The following is a 16689-nucleotide window of genomic DNA, read 5'->3' as shown; positions in this document are numbered from 1 at the left end:
ACCTACTGGTCCTTGGAGGCCAGCCCGGCCGGTGCGTGGCCGATGGCTTTGTGGATGGCGTCGGCCAGCGCCAGGGCGCTCTCCTCGGTAAGTTCCAGCGCCACCCGCGCCGACGGGCCGAGCTGCGGGTTGAGCACGTCGATGTTGACCGTGTGGCCGTAGGGCGCGTGGACGGGATGGTCGACGTACACCGTCGCGCGGTTGGCCCCGAACCATCCCGTCGCACCCTTGCCGCTGCCGTCGATCTCGACGTGTTCGGTGAGATAGGTGCACATGGGAGACCCCTAGCCTTTCAGGTAGGTGGCGAAGAACTGGTCGATGCGCTGCCAGCCGTCCACCGCGGCCTCCGGCCGGTACGCCGGACGGTCGACGGAGAAGAACGAATGGCCCGCGCCCTCATAGGAGTGGAATTCGTGCGGCTTGTCGAGCTTGGTGAGTTCGGCGTCCAGGGTGGCCACCGCGGCGGGCGCCGGAAACCGGTCGTCGAGGCCGAACAGGCCGAGCAGCGGACAGCTGAGATTGCCGGCCAGGCCCAGGATCGGCTTCATGGTCTTGGGCATGCCCTCGGGCGGATCCTCGACGATGAACGCACCGTAGCAGTCCACCGCCGCATCGAACGGCAGCGAGCAGGCCGCCAGGTAGGCGTGCCGCCCGCCCGAGCAGTGCCCGATGACGCCGTACTTGCCGTTAGCCCCCGGCAAGGAGCGCAGGTGCTCCACCGCGCCCGCGACGTCGCCGACCAATCGGTCGTCGGGCACCCCGCCCGCGGCCCGCGCCGCGGCGGCGGCGTCGTCGGGCGCGGCGCCCGGGGCTTCCCGCGAGTAGAGGTTGGGCGCGACGGCGTTGTAGCCGCTGACGGCGAGCCGGCGGACGAACTCCTTGGTCTCGCGGTCATATCCGGGCATGTGGTGGATCCACACGACGCCGCCCCGCGAGCCCTGCGCGAGCGGCACCGCCTGGTAGGCCTCGATCTCGTCGCCGCCATGGCCGATGATGGTGACGGTCTCCGCGCGCATGGCGTCCGCGCTGGGTGCGTTCATCGCGACTCCCTTCCTCCGCCCCGGCGGGCACTCTCCGGTGTGGCCGTGCCGGACGCGGAGCGCGTGCGGCGGTCCTGGGCCGCTCCGCCGAGAACCAACGTAGCCGAACCGCGGTGGGGTTCAGCGCCGCTTGTCGCGCACCTTGTAGGTGGAGGGCCACGACTTTCGGGACTCGTCCCCGGTCAACGGGGTGCCCATCCCGCCGACCTTGACCGCGTAGGCCTCCTTGCCGGGGCCCACTTCGCGATTGGCGTGCTCCTGGGCCAGGAAGTAGAGCTCGTCGATGGTGGCTTCGTCGTAGGCGACGAACGAGGTTTCCCGTGCGACGTCGTCGATCCCGACCAGCATCCGGTCCGGCAGCAGCCGCGACGCCACCGCCGCCAGCCCCAGCAGCCCGAAGGGAATGATCCAGTAGCACAGGAAGGACAGTGGGGTCTTGGTGTCCAGCATGAGGGCGGCGGTCGTCCCGGCGGGGCCCGCGGGACCTTCCAGGATCGACGGGATGGCCGACGACACCGTCATCGCGGCGAACGTCGCGGCCCAGAGCCAGCTGAGGATCTTGACGATCCGGCGGAACAGCTCGGTTTTGATGATGTCGGGCGCGTGTTCGGCGGCCGCGAACTCGGCCACGAAGGGCTTGCCGACCAGCACCCCGATCAGCGTCACCAGGAAGAGGCCGGCGTTGCTCAGCGGCAGTATCCACCGCTCGAGGAACGACTCACCGAGGGTGAAGGCCAGCACGCCGAGGATCAAAAGCACTGCGACGGAGGCGAAGTCGAAGAACTGCCACTTCCTGCCGAGCACGCCGCCGGCGCCCAGGCTGACGGCGGCGATAGCCAGCGCAACCAGCACGGCCGCGGCGAACGGGACGTTACCGACGAGTACCCAATACACGATCCACGGCGCGAGGCCGAACAGCATGCCCATGCTGGGTCAGTGTATGAGTGGCGGTTTGCTGCGCGGTCGGCGGGCCCAAAATCTTGGTCCGCGCGTCACGGCCACTGCGCCGGCGCCGCTCGATCCCATCAAACATTAACTCCCACAACGGTTTCCTCGTTACCCGGTGGACGTCGGGGTCAGCGCCATCGCCAGGAAGTCCAGCCGCCACAGCGACCGGAACAGCGTGCGCGCGAATTCCCGCACGCGCTCCCCGTCTTCGGGCCCGACGTCGTCGCGCTGTGCCACGCGATCCACGATTTCTCCGATGGTGCGACGACCGTCGACGTGCTGGACGAAGGGCAGCTGAGCCGGGTTGAGTTTCAGCGTCGCGCCGGGCAGGTGGATCGTCTCGCCGGACAGTGCGCAGGCCGGGCGCAGCAGCGGGACGTAGTCGAAGCATGCCGCAGCCGAGAAGTCGATCGCATAGTCCGGTTTCGGGCGTTCGGGGCAGCAGGCGAGGAAGAAGTGGGTGGCGTTCGACGGTTGCAAGCGCTCCATCACCGACCACAGCTTGGCGTCGGGGAGCTGGTTCACCAGCGACTGGAACCCGCTCGCCGGCGCGATGAAGTCGTGCGGGTAATAGGGCGAATTGCGCAGCCAGCCCTGAAACGTCAGGCCCGCCGCGGCCACCAGGTCCAGACATTCGTCGACGGTGTAGCTCCGTTGGCGGGCATGCAAAAACGTGTCGACCAGGGCGCCCTCCGTCATCAGGTCGGTCGCGCTTCGCAGGTAGGGGCGCACCGGGTGGTCCGGCGGCAGCACCGCAAGAGCCTGCACGACCAGCTGGACCGACGTCTCGTCCTGGGACAGTCCGAGGTCGCGGAACGCCGATTCGAGCATGTCGACGCCGATCCGGCCATATTTCGCGTAGAGCATGACGCCCAGCGCGCCGTCGGTCCGCAGGCACTCGCCGAGCGCGGTCAGCCCGGCCAACGGGTCGGCCGTGTGGTGCAAGACGCCGCTGGAGACGATCAGGTCGAAGTCGCTCGACAACGCCGAGACCTCTTCGACGGGAAGCAGATGCAGGTCCAGATTGTCCAGGCCGTGCTTGTCTTTCAGCCGCCGATGGTGATCCAGCGCTGACCGGCTGACGTCGATCGCCACGACGTGGGCTGCGCGGTTCATGTAGGCCAGCACGGCCGCCTGGAACGTGCCGCATCCCGCGACGAGAATGTCGAGATCCGGCTTGTAGTCGCGGTTCGGCCACATCATTCGATGGGCCCAGTAGGGGTCGAACCAATCCCAGTGGTTCGTGGTCCACGCCGCGAGATCGGTTACCGGGGGCGGATATTCCCACCGATCGTATTGACGGGAGACGCCGTCGCCCCGCGGATCCTCGGTCACTTCGGCGCTGGCTCCTTCGCGGTGGCAGATCGCGCAACCGTACGACGAAACATACTGCGCTTGCCACATTCGGCGGTGGGGACGGCGGCGCGATTCGTTCCGACCTGCCGATGCGGGCGCGCACAATTAAGATTCGGTTCCTGCACCAGTGAGGGCGAGGAGTGAACGCATGAAGAACACCGCACGGTTGAGCGGCCCGATCGCCATCGGCCTGGCCGCGTTCGTCGTCCTCGCCACCGCACCGACCGCCACGGCCGACGCCGCCGACGACAACTTCCTGCGCGCCCTGACCCAACGGGGGCTCAGCTGGCCAGCCGGCAACGACCAGACGATGATCAACGTCGGGCATGCGGTGTGCGCGGACTGGGCGGGCGGGGACACCATGGCCCAAACCGTCGACGACGTGCAGAAGTCGCTGGGGCTGAGCACCAACGGGGCCGGCACCGTGATCGGGGCGGCGACGGCGTCGTACTGCCCCGAATTCCGCAGCAAAATGTAGGACACCGCGCGCTAGGCCCAGCGATCGACTACCGGTCGCGGCCTTCCTCCTGGGCGTATTGGATCATTCGCTCGCTCAGGCGCACCAACGGGATCTTCGTGTCCGCCGGGCATGCTGTAGGCCAGCTGACGCAACTCGATGGCGAATCCGTACAGATCGTGACTTAGGGACGCAACATTCATCAGAAGACTTCTCACATATGAGGACTGTGTACTAGACCGATAAACGCCCGAGCGTTCTTCCCGATCAGACCGCCCCGGAATGCGCTTGCGCGCTACGCCTACCCCGATTCCGCGTCCTCGCAAACCTTGACCCTGCGCCCGTGCGCCCCCGATTGGCCGGCCCGCGGCCGGGGTGGAGTTTTGGGCCGTCGCTGTCGGGGTAAACGACGGCACGATTCTGACCGCAGCGGCACGGAGTTTGCAGAGCGAATGAACACCCGAGTGTTGCTCGCCGACCGCTATGAGGTGGGCGGCAAACTCGGAAGTGGCGGCATGGCCGAGGTTCGCGAGGGCTGGGACACCCGACTGCGCCGACCGATCGCGATCAAGCTCCTACACCCCGCGGTGTGCGCCCAGAGCGGCATGCGGAATCGCTTTGACGCCGAAGCGTGTGCTGCAGCGGCGCTCAACCATCCGAATATCGTCGCGGTCTACGACAGTGGCGAGCAGGACGGCCAGCCGTTCATCGTGATGGAACGGCTGCCCGGGGAAACCTTGGCTCACGAGCTGGCCCGTGGTCCGCTGGCGCAACTGCGGGTGCGGGTCCTGCTCGACAATGTCCTCGCCGCGCTGAGCGCAGCCCACGGCGCCGCCATCCTGCACCGCGACATCAAGCCGGGAAACATCCTGATTGCCGCCGGCGGCGAGATCGTGAAGGTCGCGGACTTTGGGATTGCCAAGCTTCCGGAGGCGACGAACACGCTGACCGGTCAGATCCTCGGCACCATTGCTTATCTGAGCCCCGAGCGGATCGCCGGTGCGCCTGCGTGTGTAGCCGACGATCTCTATGCGCTCGGCGTCGTCGGTTACGAAGCGCTCGCCGGGCACCGCCCGTTTCCGCAGGAGAACATGGCCGCGCTCGCCGGCGCCATTCTGCACGGGCGGCCGCCGCCACTGGCCGGGCTGAGGCCCGACGTCGATCCCCGGCTGATCATGGTCATCGAACGCGCGATGGCGCACGACCCTGGGCGGCGGTTTGGCAGCGCCGACGAGATGCGCGCCGCGCTGCACGGCCGCCTTGACGTGGCGGCAGGCGTGCGGGCCGCCCCACGAAGGCACCCGGCTACCAAGCCGCTCGAGGTGCCGGTGCCCAACTCGCCGACGAACACTTTCGTCCCAGCGCTGGTTCCGCCGACGAGCCGCAGGCGAAAGTTGCTGGGCGTCCTGGCGGTCTTGGCGGTCCTGATTCTCATCCCACTGGGACTCGCGCTTGATGCGTCGTCCTCCCACGCACCTGTCGAGCCGGCGACCACCGCCACGCCCTCGCCGGTTCCGGTCAGCAATGCCCCACCGCCGACACCGTCCCCGCCGGCACCACAGCCTGTGGCCCCGCCCTGGCACGGTCCAGGTAAGGGACACGGCAAGGGCAATGGCGGTGGTCACGGAGACTGAGCCCAGGCTCAGCATCGACACGAGCAGCGCCGCCCCGCCCGCGTTCCTGGTGTGAGTCGCTGAACGCCCCTGCGCTCCAAGGTGTTTCATCATCACAACGTGCCCGACAAGCCCATGCGATGCGGCTACGTTCCAGTGCGGCGCACCGGGAGCCGGTCCGCCGCCAAACCCGGCCGACCCGGTGCCCCCAGTCGGACTCGAACCGACACTGGGCGGATTTTAAGTCCGCTGCCTCTGCCAATTGGGCTATGGGGGCCCGGCGGCGAATCTAGCGCGTCGCGGCCGCCCGCGCGGCATCGCATCGCCTGGCTAATTAGCCAGATGTACAACATGCGGACCGGATGGGCATCGGCTACGATCCGCGCGCCGCGCGGGAATTCCCTTATCGGCGCCTCGACCCGAGTGACATCACCATGTCCTGCGACAGGGCCTTGTTAAAACTGACGCCCGTATCGTTAAAAACCCGTAAACGGCTGTAACGCCTGCCCTTTGGGTGGGCAACGTGAGGGTGTGGGTTATTAGCCTTACGCACACGCACAGGGGTCTTTACGTGCACACACAGGTCGATCCACGCCGGGGGTCGACTCGTTCCGACATTAGGAGCATTGGATGTCTTTTCTGACAACGCAAACTGAAGAAATGTTAGCCGCGGAGCAGCTGCTCAGCGGAATCAACACCAATCTGGCGGCGCAGAACGCGGGCGCGGCGGCGGCGACCACCGTCATCGCCCCGGCGGCGGCCGACCCGGTATCGGCCCAGCAAGCGATCCTCTTCTCCACCTACGGCACCACCTACCAGTCGATCGCGGCCGAGGCGCAGACGTTGCTGGAGCAGTACGCAAGCACCCTGGGCATCAGCTCCAACAGCTACGGCGACACCGAAACCGTCAACGCGGCCCAGGCCCTGCTGTCGAATTCGGACCTGGTCTCCGCCGCCGCGAGCCCCGCCGCCACCGCCGGCCCGGGCACCAGCGGCCTGGACATCCTCCAGTACCTGCTGGGCGGCACCGGCAACTACACCAACCCGTCCATGCTCGGCGGAATGTTCGGCCTGTCCAGCAACGGCGCCAACATCTTGAACATCGGCGCCGGCAACTGGGCGTCGGCCGGATCCGACCTGCTCGGCATGGCCGGTGGCGGTCTGCTTCCCGCCGCCGCCTCGGACACCGGTGACGCCGCCGCCGCGGCCGGCGCCGCCGACCTGGCAGCGTCGACCGCACCGGCCACCCCCGCCATGGCCGGCATGGGTGCGATGCCGGCGGCGGCGATGGGCCAGGCGACCATGGTCAGCAAGCTCTCGGTGCCGCCGACCTGGGCCGGTTCGGTCACCCCCGTGGCAGGCACCGCCGCCGCGCCGCTGCAGACGGTCGGCTGGACCGCCGCCGCGCCGCAGGCCGGCGCCGGAACGATCGTGCCGGGCATGCCGGGCATGGGCGCGATGGCCCGCAACAGCGCGGGCTTCGGTGCGCCGCGCTACGGCGTCAAGCCCATCGTCATGCCGAAGGCGTCGAGCCTCTAAGGCGGCGGACAACGACGCGCGCATAAGCCAGCAACGCACCAGTTTTCACACCGAAGGGAACGGAATTAGAAATGGTTCTTGATTTTGCGGGTGTACCACCAGAGATCACTTCGTCGCTCATGTACGCGGGCGCCGGCTCCGGGCCGCTGATGGCCGCCGCCACCGCCTACGCCAACCTGTCGGCCGAGATCAGCACGACCGCCAGCCAGTGGGAGTCGATCATCTCGTTGCTCACCACCGAGCAGTGGACGGGCGGCGGCTCGGCGGCCGCGGCGGCCGCGGCCCAGCCCATCGTGTCCTACCTGACCACCACGGCGGCCGCGCTCGAGCAGGCCAGCGCCCAGGCCACCGCGTCGGCGGCCGCATACGAGGCCGCGTTCGCGGCGACGGTGCCCCCGCCGGTGATCGCGGCCAACAGGTCGTTGCTGGCCACCCTGGTCGCAACCAACTTCCTGGGCGTCAACTCCGCCGCGATCGCCGCGACCGAGGCCCAGTACGCCGAGATGTGGGTCCAGGACGCCACCATGATGGCCACCTACCAGGCGGCGTCGGCGGCGGCGGGCACCCTGCAGCCGGTGACACCGCTGACGTCGACCACCGACCCGGCGGCCGCCACGGCCATCGACAACAGCGCGCTGGCCAGTGACGCCACCAGCGGCACAGTCCAGGCATTGGATGCGCCCATCACCTCGGCCGCCGACCCGCTCGCATCGGTCAGCGCCTCGCTCCCCTTCCAGAGCACCGACCTGCTGCAGTCGATCGACGGCTTCCTGGGCACCCCGTCGGTCCTCAACGGCATCAACGGCGCGGTCAACACCGGGGCATGGTTCACCATGAACGCCATCCCGACCGGGGTATCGCTCGGGCATACCCTGTCCTCGGCCGCCCCGGCGGCAGCCGTCAGTGACGTGGCGCCGGCCGGCGCCGCGGGCATCACCGAAGGCGCGATGGTGAGCGCGGTGACGCCGGCGGGCGGTCTGGGCGCGGCGGCCTCGGCGAGCGTCGGCGAGGCATCCGCGGTCGGGGGCCTCTCGGTGCCGGCCAGCTGGTCGGCCGCCGCCCCGCTCGAGGGCTCGGGTTGGACCGTCGCCTCCGAGGCCGCCGAGCCGGTCACCGCGATGCCCGGCATGCCCGGAATGGCGGCCGCAGCAAAGGGCGCCGGCGCCTACGGGGCCGGACCCCGCTATGGCTTCAAGCCGATCGTCATGCCCAAACAGGTTGTCGTCTGAGAGGGGAACGCTGATATGGGAAAAAGGGGGTACATGTCACCCGTTTGAGGCGAGCAATTAACCGGCAGGCCGTAATCTGTTTACAACGCGGCCACCACTGCATTAAGTACAACTGTTAAGACTTCGGCGAACTGAAGCTTGAAGATAGGAGACAGCCGACATGGCAACTCGTTTTATGACCGACCCGCACGAGATGCGGGCGATGGCGGGCCGCTTCGAGGTGCACGCCCAGACCGTTGAGGACGAGGCCCGCAAGATGTGGGCGTCGTCGATGAACATCGCCGGCTCGGGCTGGAGCGGTCAGGCCCAGGCCACCTCGTACGACACCATGGGTCAGGTCAACCAGGCCTTCCGCAACATCGTCAACATGCTCCACGGCGTGCGTGACGGACTGATTCGCGACGCGAACAACTACGAGCAGCAAGAGCAGGCCTCGCAGCAGATCCTCAGCAGCTAGCGGTCGAAACCGCTGCTGTACAACACTTTTAAGGAGCAAAGCCAATGAGCATTAACTACCAGTTCGGCGATGTAGACGCCCACGGTGCCTTGATCCGCGCCCAGGCCGCGTCCTTGGAGGCCGAGCACCAGGCCATCGTTCGCGATGTGCTTGCTGCCGGCGACTTCTGGGGCGGTGCGGGTTCGGTGGCATGCCAGGAGTTCATCACCCAGTTGGGTCGCAACTTCCAGGTCATCTACGAGCAGGCCAACTCCCACGGACAGAAGGTTCAGTCCGCGGGCAGCAACATGGCCAGCACCGACAGCGCCGTCGGGTCCAGCTGGGCCTGACACCTTCGTTCGACGCCGGGGCCGCGCACCGATCTGGTGCGCGGCCCCGGTTTTCGTATGCCGATCACCGAATGCTGCTGTGCGGCACCGACACTGGATGCGCCGTGCCAGACCGCTCGCCGCCGGACGCGGAACGGCAAGGGCCGCAAGCGGATCTGGCGTATCGCCGCGCCGGGTTCGGTTCCCATCGGGTGCGCACGGGGCCCCGGCCGAGGTCATCGATGGTGTGCTCACATTTGAGAACTCTATGAACTCCGTGACAATCCGGTATGTGCCTTGCCAGAATGTAGGAACATGACCGTGATGCCGGGATACTCCAGCGCGCAGCGCCCTCGCCAAGCGATCCTGGGGCAGCTGCCCAGGATCTCCCGCGCCGACGGATCACCCATCAGGGTTTTGCTGGTCGACGACGAGCCGGCGCTGACCAATCTGGTGAAGATGGCGCTGCACTACGAGGGCTGGGTTGTCGACATCGCCCACAACGGGCGCGAGGCCATGGCCAAGTTCGAGCGCGTCAGCCCCGACGTCCTCGTCCTCGACATCATGCTTCCCGACGTGGACGGGTTGCGGATCCTGGAGCGCGTGCGCCAGTCCGACACCTACACCCCCACCCTGTTCCTCACCGCGCGTGACTCGGTGATGGACCGGGTCACCGGTCTGACCGCGGGCGCCGACGACTACATGACCAAACCGTTCAGCCTCGAGGAATTGGTCGCCCGGCTGCGCGGGTTGTTACGCCGGTCCGGCCAGCAACCCACGCCGAGCGCCGAAACCCTCAAAGTCGGCGACCTCAAGGTCGACAGCGCCAGCCGGGAGGTCACCCGTGCCGGCGACCAGATATCGCTGTCCTCCACCGAATTCGAGCTGCTGCGCTTCCTCATGCGCAATCCCCGCCGCGCACTGAGCCGCACCGAGATCCTGGACCGCGTCTGGAATTACGACTTCGCCGGACGGACCAGCATCGTGGATCTCTATATCTCGTACCTGCGAAAGAAGATCGACTCCGGGCGCGAACCGATGATCCACACCGTGCGCGGGGTGGGGTACATGCTTCGGCCGGCGGAATGACCCGAGACCGGGACACCGCCCCCCGGGGCTTTTCCCGGTGGTTTCCCCACTCGCTGCGCCGCCAGCTCTTGTTGGGGGTGCTGGCCGTGGTCAGCGTGGTGCTGGTGACGGTCGGAATCGTCTCGGTGCTGAGCCTGCGCAGCTACGTCAACATCATGAGCGACGCCGATGTCACCGAATCCCTGGACGCGTTGAGCCACCAGTACACGAAATACAAGAACGGCGAACACGTTTCGTCGCATCCCGGCACCCCGCCGATCTCCCAGGCGATGCTGGAGTTCACCGGCCAGACCCCCGGCAACCTCATCGCCGTACTACACAACGGCACCGTGATCGCATCGGCGGTGTTCTCCGAAGACGAACCGAAACCCGCCCCGGCCGACGTCGTCCGCGACCTGCAAGCGCAATCATGGAGCGACGGGCCGCCGCGCACCGAAACACTCGGCCGGCTGGGGCCGCATCGCGTCGACAGCACCGTCGTCGGGTCCGACGTCCTCGTGGTCGGGGTGTCGCAGAGCCACGCCGACCGGATCATCGCGCGCAAACAGCTCACCACCACCGTGCTCACCGCGGCCGCGTTGGTGATCACCGCCGGGCTCACCGTGTGGGTGGTCGGCTACACGCTTCGTCCGCTGCGCCGGCTGGCGGCGATCGCCGCCGATGTCGCCGCCCTGCAACTCACCGGCGACGACCACCGCATCAGCGTCCGGGTGCCGCCGCAGGACACCAACCCGCAAAACGAGGTCGGCATCGTCGGGCACACGCTGAATCGCTTGCTGGACAACGTCGATAGCGCGCTCGCCCATCGCGTCGAGTCCGACCTGCGGATGCGCCAGTTCATTACCGACGCCAGCCACGAATTGCGCACACCGCTGGCCGCCATCCAGGGCTATGCCGAACTGACCCGCCAGGACAGTTCGGCGCTGCCGCCCACCACGGAATACGCGTTGGCCCGCATCGAGTCGGAGGCCCGGCGGATGGCCTTGCTCGTCGACGAATTGCTCCTGCTGTCCCGGCTGGGCGAAGGCCAAGACCTGCAATCCGAGGACGTCGATTTGGCCGAGGTGGTCAGCAACGCCGTCAATGACGCGAGGGTGGCCGCGTTAACCCACCACTGGGTCAAAGAACTGCCCGACGAGCCGGTGTGGGTGCGCGGCGATCACGCCCGGTTACATCAGGCGGTCAGCAATCTACTCGGCAACGCCCGCGTGCACACCCCGCCCGGGGTCACGGTGACGACCGGAATCGCTTGCCGCCGTGACGGTCCCGGAGCACCCTACGCGGAGTTGACCGTCACCGACGACGGCCCCGGCATCGACGAGGACCTGCTACCGAGGTTGTTCGAGCGGTTCGTTCGGGCCGACAAATCGAGATCCAACGGCTCGGGCAACGGGCTGGGTCTGGCCATCGTCAGTTCGATTGTCAAGGCCCATCACGGGTCGGTCACGGCCGAATCCACCGAGGGCAGCACGATTTTCCGGGTACGGCTGCCGTTGATCGACGATCCGGCCCACCCCGCGCCGAGCCGGTAATTCCCCCGGCCCCTACTCGCACTTTGTCTGCGCATTTACCGGCTCGGCGGGCCGTTAAGGAACCGTAAAGAGCCGCTGCCGCGCTGTTAGGAAACCGTCAACCGGACGCCCCGGCGGACGACACCGGCGCTAATTTCGAGCTGACCTTGGCAGGTGGGTGCTCGTCGAGGTCCTTTCGTATGCATGCACGGGACGGAGAACAGATGGGCGCGGTGGTGTATGTGGTGCTGACTGTGGCGGTGTTCGCCGCACTCGGCGTGGCCCAGAAGTTGGTCGAGCGGCTGTGAACTACCAAAACGCCGTCGGTCTGGTGCTTTCCATCCTCATTGCGCTCTACCTCGGGGGTGCGCTGCTGTTCCCGGAGAGGTTCTAGTGAACACGACAACGGCCGGCGTCCTTTTCTTCGTCGTTCTCGTCGCCGCGCTCGTGGTCGTGCACGTGCCGTTCGGCGACTACATGTTTCGCGTGTACACCTCGGAAAAAGATCTCCACGTCGAGCGGGTGATCTACCGGATGATCGGTGTCGACGCGCGCGCGGAGCAGACCTGGGGGGCATACGCGCGAAGCGTGCTGGCGTTCTCGTCGGTCAGCATCCTGTTCCTGTTCGGATTTCAACTCGTGCAGGACAAGTTGCCGTTGCATCTACACGATCCGGCGACGAAGATGACCCCCTCGCTGGCGTGGAACACCGCGGTCAGCTTCGTCAGCAACACCAACTGGCAGGCCTACTCCGGTGAATCCACCCAGGGCCATCTGGTGCAGATGGCCGGCCTGGCGGTGCAGAACTTCGTGTCGGCCGCCGTCGGGATGGCGGTGGCCGTCGCGCTGGTCCGCGGCTTTGCCCGCCGACGCACCGGCGAGCTGGGCAACTTCTGGGTGGACCTGGTGCGCGGAACGCTGCGCATCCTGCTGCCCATCGCCGTCCTCAGCGCGATCCTGCTGGTGGCCGACGGGGCGAGCCAGAACTTCCACCTACACGACCAGGTGGTCACCACCCTCAACGGGACGCAGCAGACCATCACCGGCGGCCCGGTGGCCAGCCAGGAAGTGATCAAGGAGCTCGGCACCAACGGCGGCGGCTTCTACAACGCGAACTCCGCGCATCCGTTCGAGAACCCGACGGTATGGACCAACTGGCTGGAGATCTTCCTGATCCTCGTGATCGGCTTCTCGCTGCCACGCACCTTCGGGCGCATGGTCGGTAACACCAAGCAGGGCTTCGCGATTGCGGCCGTGATGGCGACGCTCTACACCACCAGCACGGCGTTCATGCTGTGGTTCCAGGCGCAGCACCACGGCACGGTGCCGACCTCGATCGGCGCGTCGATGGAGGGGATCGAGCAGCGCTTCGGCGTCACCGATTCCGGGGTGTTCGCCGCAGCGACCACGCTGACCTCCACCGGCGCCGTCGACTCCACCCACGACTCCCTCACCAGCCTCGGCGGCATGATCGCGATGTTCAACATGCAGCTGGGCGAGGTCGCCCCCGGCGGCACCGGGTCCGGCCTGTACGGCATCCTGATGCTGGCGGTGATCACCGTCTTCGTCGCCGGGCTGATGGTCGGGCGCACGCCGGAGTACCTCGGCAAGAAGATCAACCCTCGCGAGATCAAGCTTGCCGCAAGCTATTTCCTGGTCACCCCGCTGATCGTGCTGACCGGCACCGCGATCGCGATGGCGCTGCCGGGCGAACGGGCCGGCATGCTCAACGGCGGACCGCACGGGCTCTCCGAGGTCCTCTACGCGTTCACCTCGGCGGCCAACAACAACGGGTCGGCCTTCGCGGGCCTGAGCGTCAACACCGACTGGTACAACACGGCTCTCGGCCTGGCCATGGCGTTCGGCCGGTTTCTGCCCATCGTGCTCGTCCTGGCGTTGGCGGGCTCGCTGGCCCGGCAGGGCAGCACACCGGACTCCGCGGGCACCCTGCCCACCCACCGGCCGCAGTTCGTGGGCATGGTCGCCGGCGTCACGTTGATTGTCGTAGCCCTCACGTTCTTGCCCATGCTCGCGCTCGGGCCGCTCGCCGAAGGAATCCACTGATGACCGCGACCGCGATCGACCCGACCGAGCGTCAGGCCAACCCTGCCGCGCCGACCGGCAGAAAACGGGTGCAGGGCGGCCTGCTCGACCCGAAGATGCTGTGGAAGTCCACCCCGGACGCGCTGCGCAAGCTCGACCCGCGCACCCTGTGGCGCAACCCGGTGATGCTCATCGTGGAAATCGGCGCCGCGTGGAGCACGGCGTTGGCGATCATCGAGCCGACGTGGTTCGCCTGGCTGACCGTGACCTGGCTATGGCTGACGGTGCTGTTCGCCAACCTGGCCGAAGCGGTGGCCGAAGGCCGCGGCAAGGCCCAGGCCGAGACGCTGCGCCGCGCCAAGACCCAGACCTTGGCCCGCCGCCTGAAGGACTGGGCGCCCGGCGCCGCCGCGGTGGAGGAAGCGGTCGCCGCGCCGCAATTGCAGCAGGGTGACGTCGTCGTGGTCGAGGCGGGCCAGGTGATCCCGGGCGACGGTGACGTGGTGGAAGGCATTGCGTCGGTGGATGAATCGGCCATCACGGGCGAGTCGGCCCCGGTGATCCGCGAGTCCGGCGGTGACCGGTCGGCGGTCACCGGCGGCACCACCGTGCTCAGCGACCGCATCGTCGTGCGGATCACCCAGAAGCCCGGGGAGAGCTTCATCGACCGGATGATCGCGCTCGTCGAGGGCGCCAACCGGCAGAAGACACCCAACGAGATCGCGCTGAACATCCTGCTGGCCGCGCTGACCATCATCTTCGTCTTCGCCGTCGCGACCCTGCAGCCATTGGCGATCTACTCCAAGGCGAACAACCCCGGTGTCCCGGATGGCCAGGCCCTCAACGCAAGTGGCGTCACCGGCATCGTGATGGTGTCGTTGCTGGTGTGCCTGATCCCGACGACGATCGGCGCGCTGCTGTCGGCCATCGGCATCGCAGGCATGGACCGGCTGGTGCAGCGCAACGTGCTCGCCATGTCCGGGCGGGCGGTGGAAGCCGCGGGCGACGTCAACACCCTGCTCCTGGACAAGACGGGCACCATCACGCTGGGTAACCGGCAGGCCGCCGCCTTCATTCCGCTGGACGGCGTCTCCGCCGAGCAGCTGGCCGATGCCGCGCAGCTGTCCAGTCTTGCCGACGAAACACCCGAGGGCCGTTCGGTTGTCGTGTTCGCCAAGCAGCACTTCGGGCTGCGTGCGCGCACACCGGGCGAGCTGTCCCAGGCCCAGTGGGTGACGTTCTCGGCCACCACCCGGATGTCGGGTGTCGACCTCGACGGCCACCTGCTGCGCAAGGGCGCGGCGAGCTCGGTCGCGGAATGGGTACGCGCGCAGGGCGGCAAGGTACCCCCGCAGCTCGGTCAGGTCGTGGACGGCATCTCCGCCGGGGGCGGCACACCGCTGGTCGTCGGGGAAAGCCGCGACGGCGGTGCGGCGGTACTCGGGGTCATCCACCTCAAGGACGTCGTCAAGCAGGGCATGCGCGAGCGGTTCGACGAGATGCGGCGGATGGGCATCCGCACGGTGATGATCACCGGCGATAACCCGTTGACCGCCAAGGCAATCGCCGACGAGGCGGGCGTGGACGACTTCTTGGCCGAGGCCACGCCCGAGGACAAGCTCGACCTGATCAAGCGCGAGCAGGAGGGCGGCAAGCTGGTCGCGATGACGGGCGACGGCACCAACGACGCCCCCGCGCTGGCCCAAGCCGACGTCGGTGTGGCGATGAACACCGGCACGTCGGCCGCCAAAGAGGCCGGCAACATGGTCGATCTGGATTCCGACCCCACCAAACTCATCGAGATCGTCGAGATCGGCAAGCAGCTGCTGATCACCCGGGGCGCGCTGACCACCTTCTCGATCGCCAACGACATCGCGAAGTACTTCGCGATCATCCCGGCGATGTTCGTCGCGCTGTTTCCCGGCCTGGATCTGCTCAACGTGATGCGGCTGCACAGTCCGCAATCGGCGATCCTGTCCGCGGTCATCTTCAACGCGATCATCATTGTGCTGCTGATCCCGCTGTCGCTGCGTGGCGTGCGGTACACGCCGAGCAGCGCGTCAAAGCTGTTGAGCCGCAACCTGTATGTCTATGGCCTCGGTGGCATCGTCGCCCCGTTCGTCGGAATCAAGGCGATCGACCTGATCGTCCAATTCATCCCAGGGATGTCCTGACATGACGTTCTCGAATTTCGTCCGCCTGCACTGGGCGGCATTGCGCACGCTGCTGGTGCTCACAGTGATCACCGGCGCGGCCTATCCCCTGCTCATCTGGGTGATCGCGCAGTTCCCGGGGTTGCGCGACCAGGCCGAAGGGTCGATTCTCACCGCCGACGGAAAGCCGGTGGGCAGCAGACTGATCGGCCAATCGTTCGCCGACCCCGGCGGCAACGCGCTGCCGCAGTACTTCCAGAGCCGCCCGTCGGCGGCCGGCAACGGGTATGACCCCATGTCGTCGGGCGGCAGCAACCTGGGGCCGGAAAGCATCGTCGACACTCCCGCCGACCCGGCGCAACTCGCGGCCGGAAAGTCCGCTTCGGACGCGGGCTTCAAACCGAGTCTATTGACGACGGTGTGCTCGCGCAGCGCCTCGGTCGGGAAGCTGGAGGGCGTCGACGGGTCGCGTCCGTTCTGCACGGGCGGCGGCGTGGGCGCGGTGCTCTCGGTGATCGGGCCGCGGGACCCGCGGGGCAACGTCATCCACGCGACCCGGGTGGTCAGCGTCAACGAGCCCTGCGGGACGACGGCCGCCCCGTTCCTCACCATCTACCAGGGTGTGCGCGTCGAATGCGCCAAGTACGGCGAGGACTATTCGATCGGGCAGATCATGCCGGTGCGTGGGGCCGCACCGGCCGTCCCGGCGGTACCGGCCGACGCGGTGACCGCCAGCGCCAGCGGCCTGGATCCGAACATCTCACCCGCCTACGCAGAGCTCCAGGTGGCGCGGGTGGCCAAAGTTCGCCATGTCAGCCCAGATCAGATCCGTGAAGTGGTCGCGCAGAACCGGAACGGGCGCGGGCTCGGGTTCTTCGGTGAACCGCGCGTCAATGTGCTGCAACTAAATCTGCAACTCGACCACCGGTATCCGGTCACGAGCTAG

The 16689-nt window shown here is 67.5% G+C and carries 18 protein-coding genes and 1 tRNA gene; 14 read left to right on the top strand and 5 right to left on the bottom strand.

Annotated elements, in window-relative coordinates; all coding sequences use genetic code 11:
- Positions 1 to 2 precede the first annotated feature (2 nt).
- The 4 genes from DQP57_RS05120 to DQP57_RS05105 form a co-directional block, all read right to left on the bottom strand.
- Positions 3 to 275: a DUF6295 family protein gene (locus tag DQP57_RS05120; protein ID WP_112631958.1), complete on the bottom strand. Its 273-nt coding sequence runs from the start codon at positions 273 to 275 to the stop codon at positions 3 to 5.
- 9 nt (positions 276 to 284) lie between these two features.
- A complete protein-coding gene (locus DQP57_RS05115) occupies positions 285 to 1040 on the bottom strand; it encodes a dienelactone hydrolase family protein (protein WP_112631957.1) in 756 nt (251 codons plus the stop codon).
- A gap of 120 nt (positions 1041 to 1160) precedes the next feature.
- The gene (locus DQP57_RS05110; RefSeq protein ID WP_112631956.1) at positions 1161 to 1967 is read right to left on the bottom strand and encodes a hypothetical protein; all 807 of its coding nucleotides are present in this window, start codon (positions 1965 to 1967) and stop codon (positions 1161 to 1163) included.
- Between the two features lie 129 nt (positions 1968 to 2096).
- Entirely contained in the window at positions 2097 to 3323 is a 1227-nt protein-coding gene (locus tag DQP57_RS05105; RefSeq protein WP_112632004.1) for a methyltransferase, read from the bottom strand.
- Positions 3324 to 3492: 169 nt separating this feature from the next.
- Between DQP57_RS05105 and DQP57_RS05100 the strand changes: the two genes are divergently transcribed.
- On the top strand, positions 3493 to 3822 hold the full coding sequence (locus DQP57_RS05100; RefSeq protein WP_112631955.1) for a DUF732 domain-containing protein: 330 nt from the start codon (positions 3493 to 3495) through the stop codon (positions 3820 to 3822).
- Positions 3823 to 4253: 431 nt separating this feature from the next.
- Positions 4254 to 5435 (top strand): serine/threonine-protein kinase, encoded by a 1182-nt coding sequence (locus DQP57_RS05095; protein WP_112631954.1) that lies wholly within the window; start codon positions 4254 to 4256, stop codon positions 5433 to 5435.
- 182 nt (positions 5436 to 5617) lie between these two features.
- Here the strand turns inward: DQP57_RS05095 and DQP57_RS05090 are convergent.
- Positions 5618 to 5691, bottom strand: a tRNA-Leu gene (locus DQP57_RS05090).
- 85 nt (positions 5692 to 5776) lie between these two features.
- Here DQP57_RS05090 and DQP57_RS26795 point away from each other — a divergent pair.
- The 12 genes from DQP57_RS26795 to DQP57_RS05035 all read left to right on the top strand — a co-directional run bounded on the left by DQP57_RS26795 (position 5777) and on the right by DQP57_RS05035 (position 16689).
- A complete protein-coding gene (locus tag DQP57_RS26795) occupies positions 5777 to 5914 on the top strand; it encodes a hypothetical protein (RefSeq protein ID WP_165821749.1) in 138 nt (45 codons plus the stop codon).
- Between the two features lie 130 nt (positions 5915 to 6044).
- Positions 6045 to 6953, top strand: coding sequence for a PPE family protein, SVP subgroup (locus DQP57_RS05085; protein WP_112631953.1), 909 nt, complete (start codon positions 6045 to 6047; stop codon positions 6951 to 6953).
- Between the two features lie 71 nt (positions 6954 to 7024).
- Positions 7025 to 8182: a PPE family protein gene (locus DQP57_RS05080; protein WP_112631952.1), complete on the top strand. Its 1158-nt coding sequence runs from the start codon at positions 7025 to 7027 to the stop codon at positions 8180 to 8182.
- A 160-nt stretch (positions 8183 to 8342) separates the two neighbouring features.
- Positions 8343 to 8639 (top strand): WXG100 family type VII secretion target, encoded by a 297-nt coding sequence (locus tag DQP57_RS05075; RefSeq protein WP_007168951.1) that lies wholly within the window; start codon positions 8343 to 8345, stop codon positions 8637 to 8639.
- Positions 8640 to 8683: 44 nt separating this feature from the next.
- The gene (locus tag DQP57_RS05070; protein ID WP_007771417.1) at positions 8684 to 8968 is read left to right on the top strand and encodes a WXG100 family type VII secretion target; all 285 of its coding nucleotides are present in this window, start codon (positions 8684 to 8686) and stop codon (positions 8966 to 8968) included.
- Between the two features lie 294 nt (positions 8969 to 9262).
- The gene (locus DQP57_RS05065; protein WP_112631951.1) at positions 9263 to 10036 is read left to right on the top strand and encodes a response regulator transcription factor; all 774 of its coding nucleotides are present in this window, start codon (positions 9263 to 9265) and stop codon (positions 10034 to 10036) included.
- A complete protein-coding gene (locus tag DQP57_RS05060; RefSeq protein ID WP_112631950.1) occupies positions 10033 to 11568 on the top strand; it encodes a sensor histidine kinase in 1536 nt (511 codons plus the stop codon). Before DQP57_RS05065 ends, DQP57_RS05060 begins: the two co-directional genes overlap by 4 nt.
- A gap of 203 nt (positions 11569 to 11771) precedes the next feature.
- Complete coding sequence (locus DQP57_RS05055; RefSeq protein ID WP_112631949.1) at positions 11772 to 11855, top strand: potassium ABC transporter ATPase; 84 nt, start codon at positions 11772 to 11774, stop codon at positions 11853 to 11855.
- Positions 11852 to 11941 (top strand): potassium-transporting ATPase subunit F, encoded by a 90-nt coding sequence (locus DQP57_RS05050; RefSeq protein WP_066871739.1) that lies wholly within the window; start codon positions 11852 to 11854, stop codon positions 11939 to 11941. Before DQP57_RS05055 ends, DQP57_RS05050 begins: the two co-directional genes overlap by 4 nt.
- Positions 11941 to 13611, top strand: coding sequence for a potassium-transporting ATPase subunit KdpA (kdpA, locus tag DQP57_RS05045; protein WP_112631948.1), 1671 nt, complete (start codon positions 11941 to 11943; stop codon positions 13609 to 13611). Before DQP57_RS05050 ends, kdpA begins: the two co-directional genes overlap by 1 nt.
- Positions 13611 to 15764: a potassium-transporting ATPase subunit KdpB gene (gene kdpB / locus DQP57_RS05040; protein WP_112631947.1), complete on the top strand. Its 2154-nt coding sequence runs from the start codon at positions 13611 to 13613 to the stop codon at positions 15762 to 15764. Before kdpA ends, kdpB begins: the two co-directional genes overlap by 1 nt.
- A gap of 1 nt (position 15765) precedes the next feature.
- Positions 15766 to 16689, top strand: a complete 924-nt coding sequence (locus DQP57_RS05035) for a potassium-transporting ATPase subunit C (RefSeq protein WP_112631946.1) — start codon at positions 15766 to 15768, stop codon at positions 16687 to 16689.

The sequence above is a fragment of the Mycobacterium colombiense genome (assembly GCF_003284935.1).
Classification (GTDB): Bacteria; Actinomycetota; Actinomycetes; order Mycobacteriales; family Mycobacteriaceae; genus Mycobacterium; species Mycobacterium arosiense_A.
Note: the sequence above shows the minus strand (reverse complement) of the source record. Positions and strands in the feature narration are given on the sequence as shown.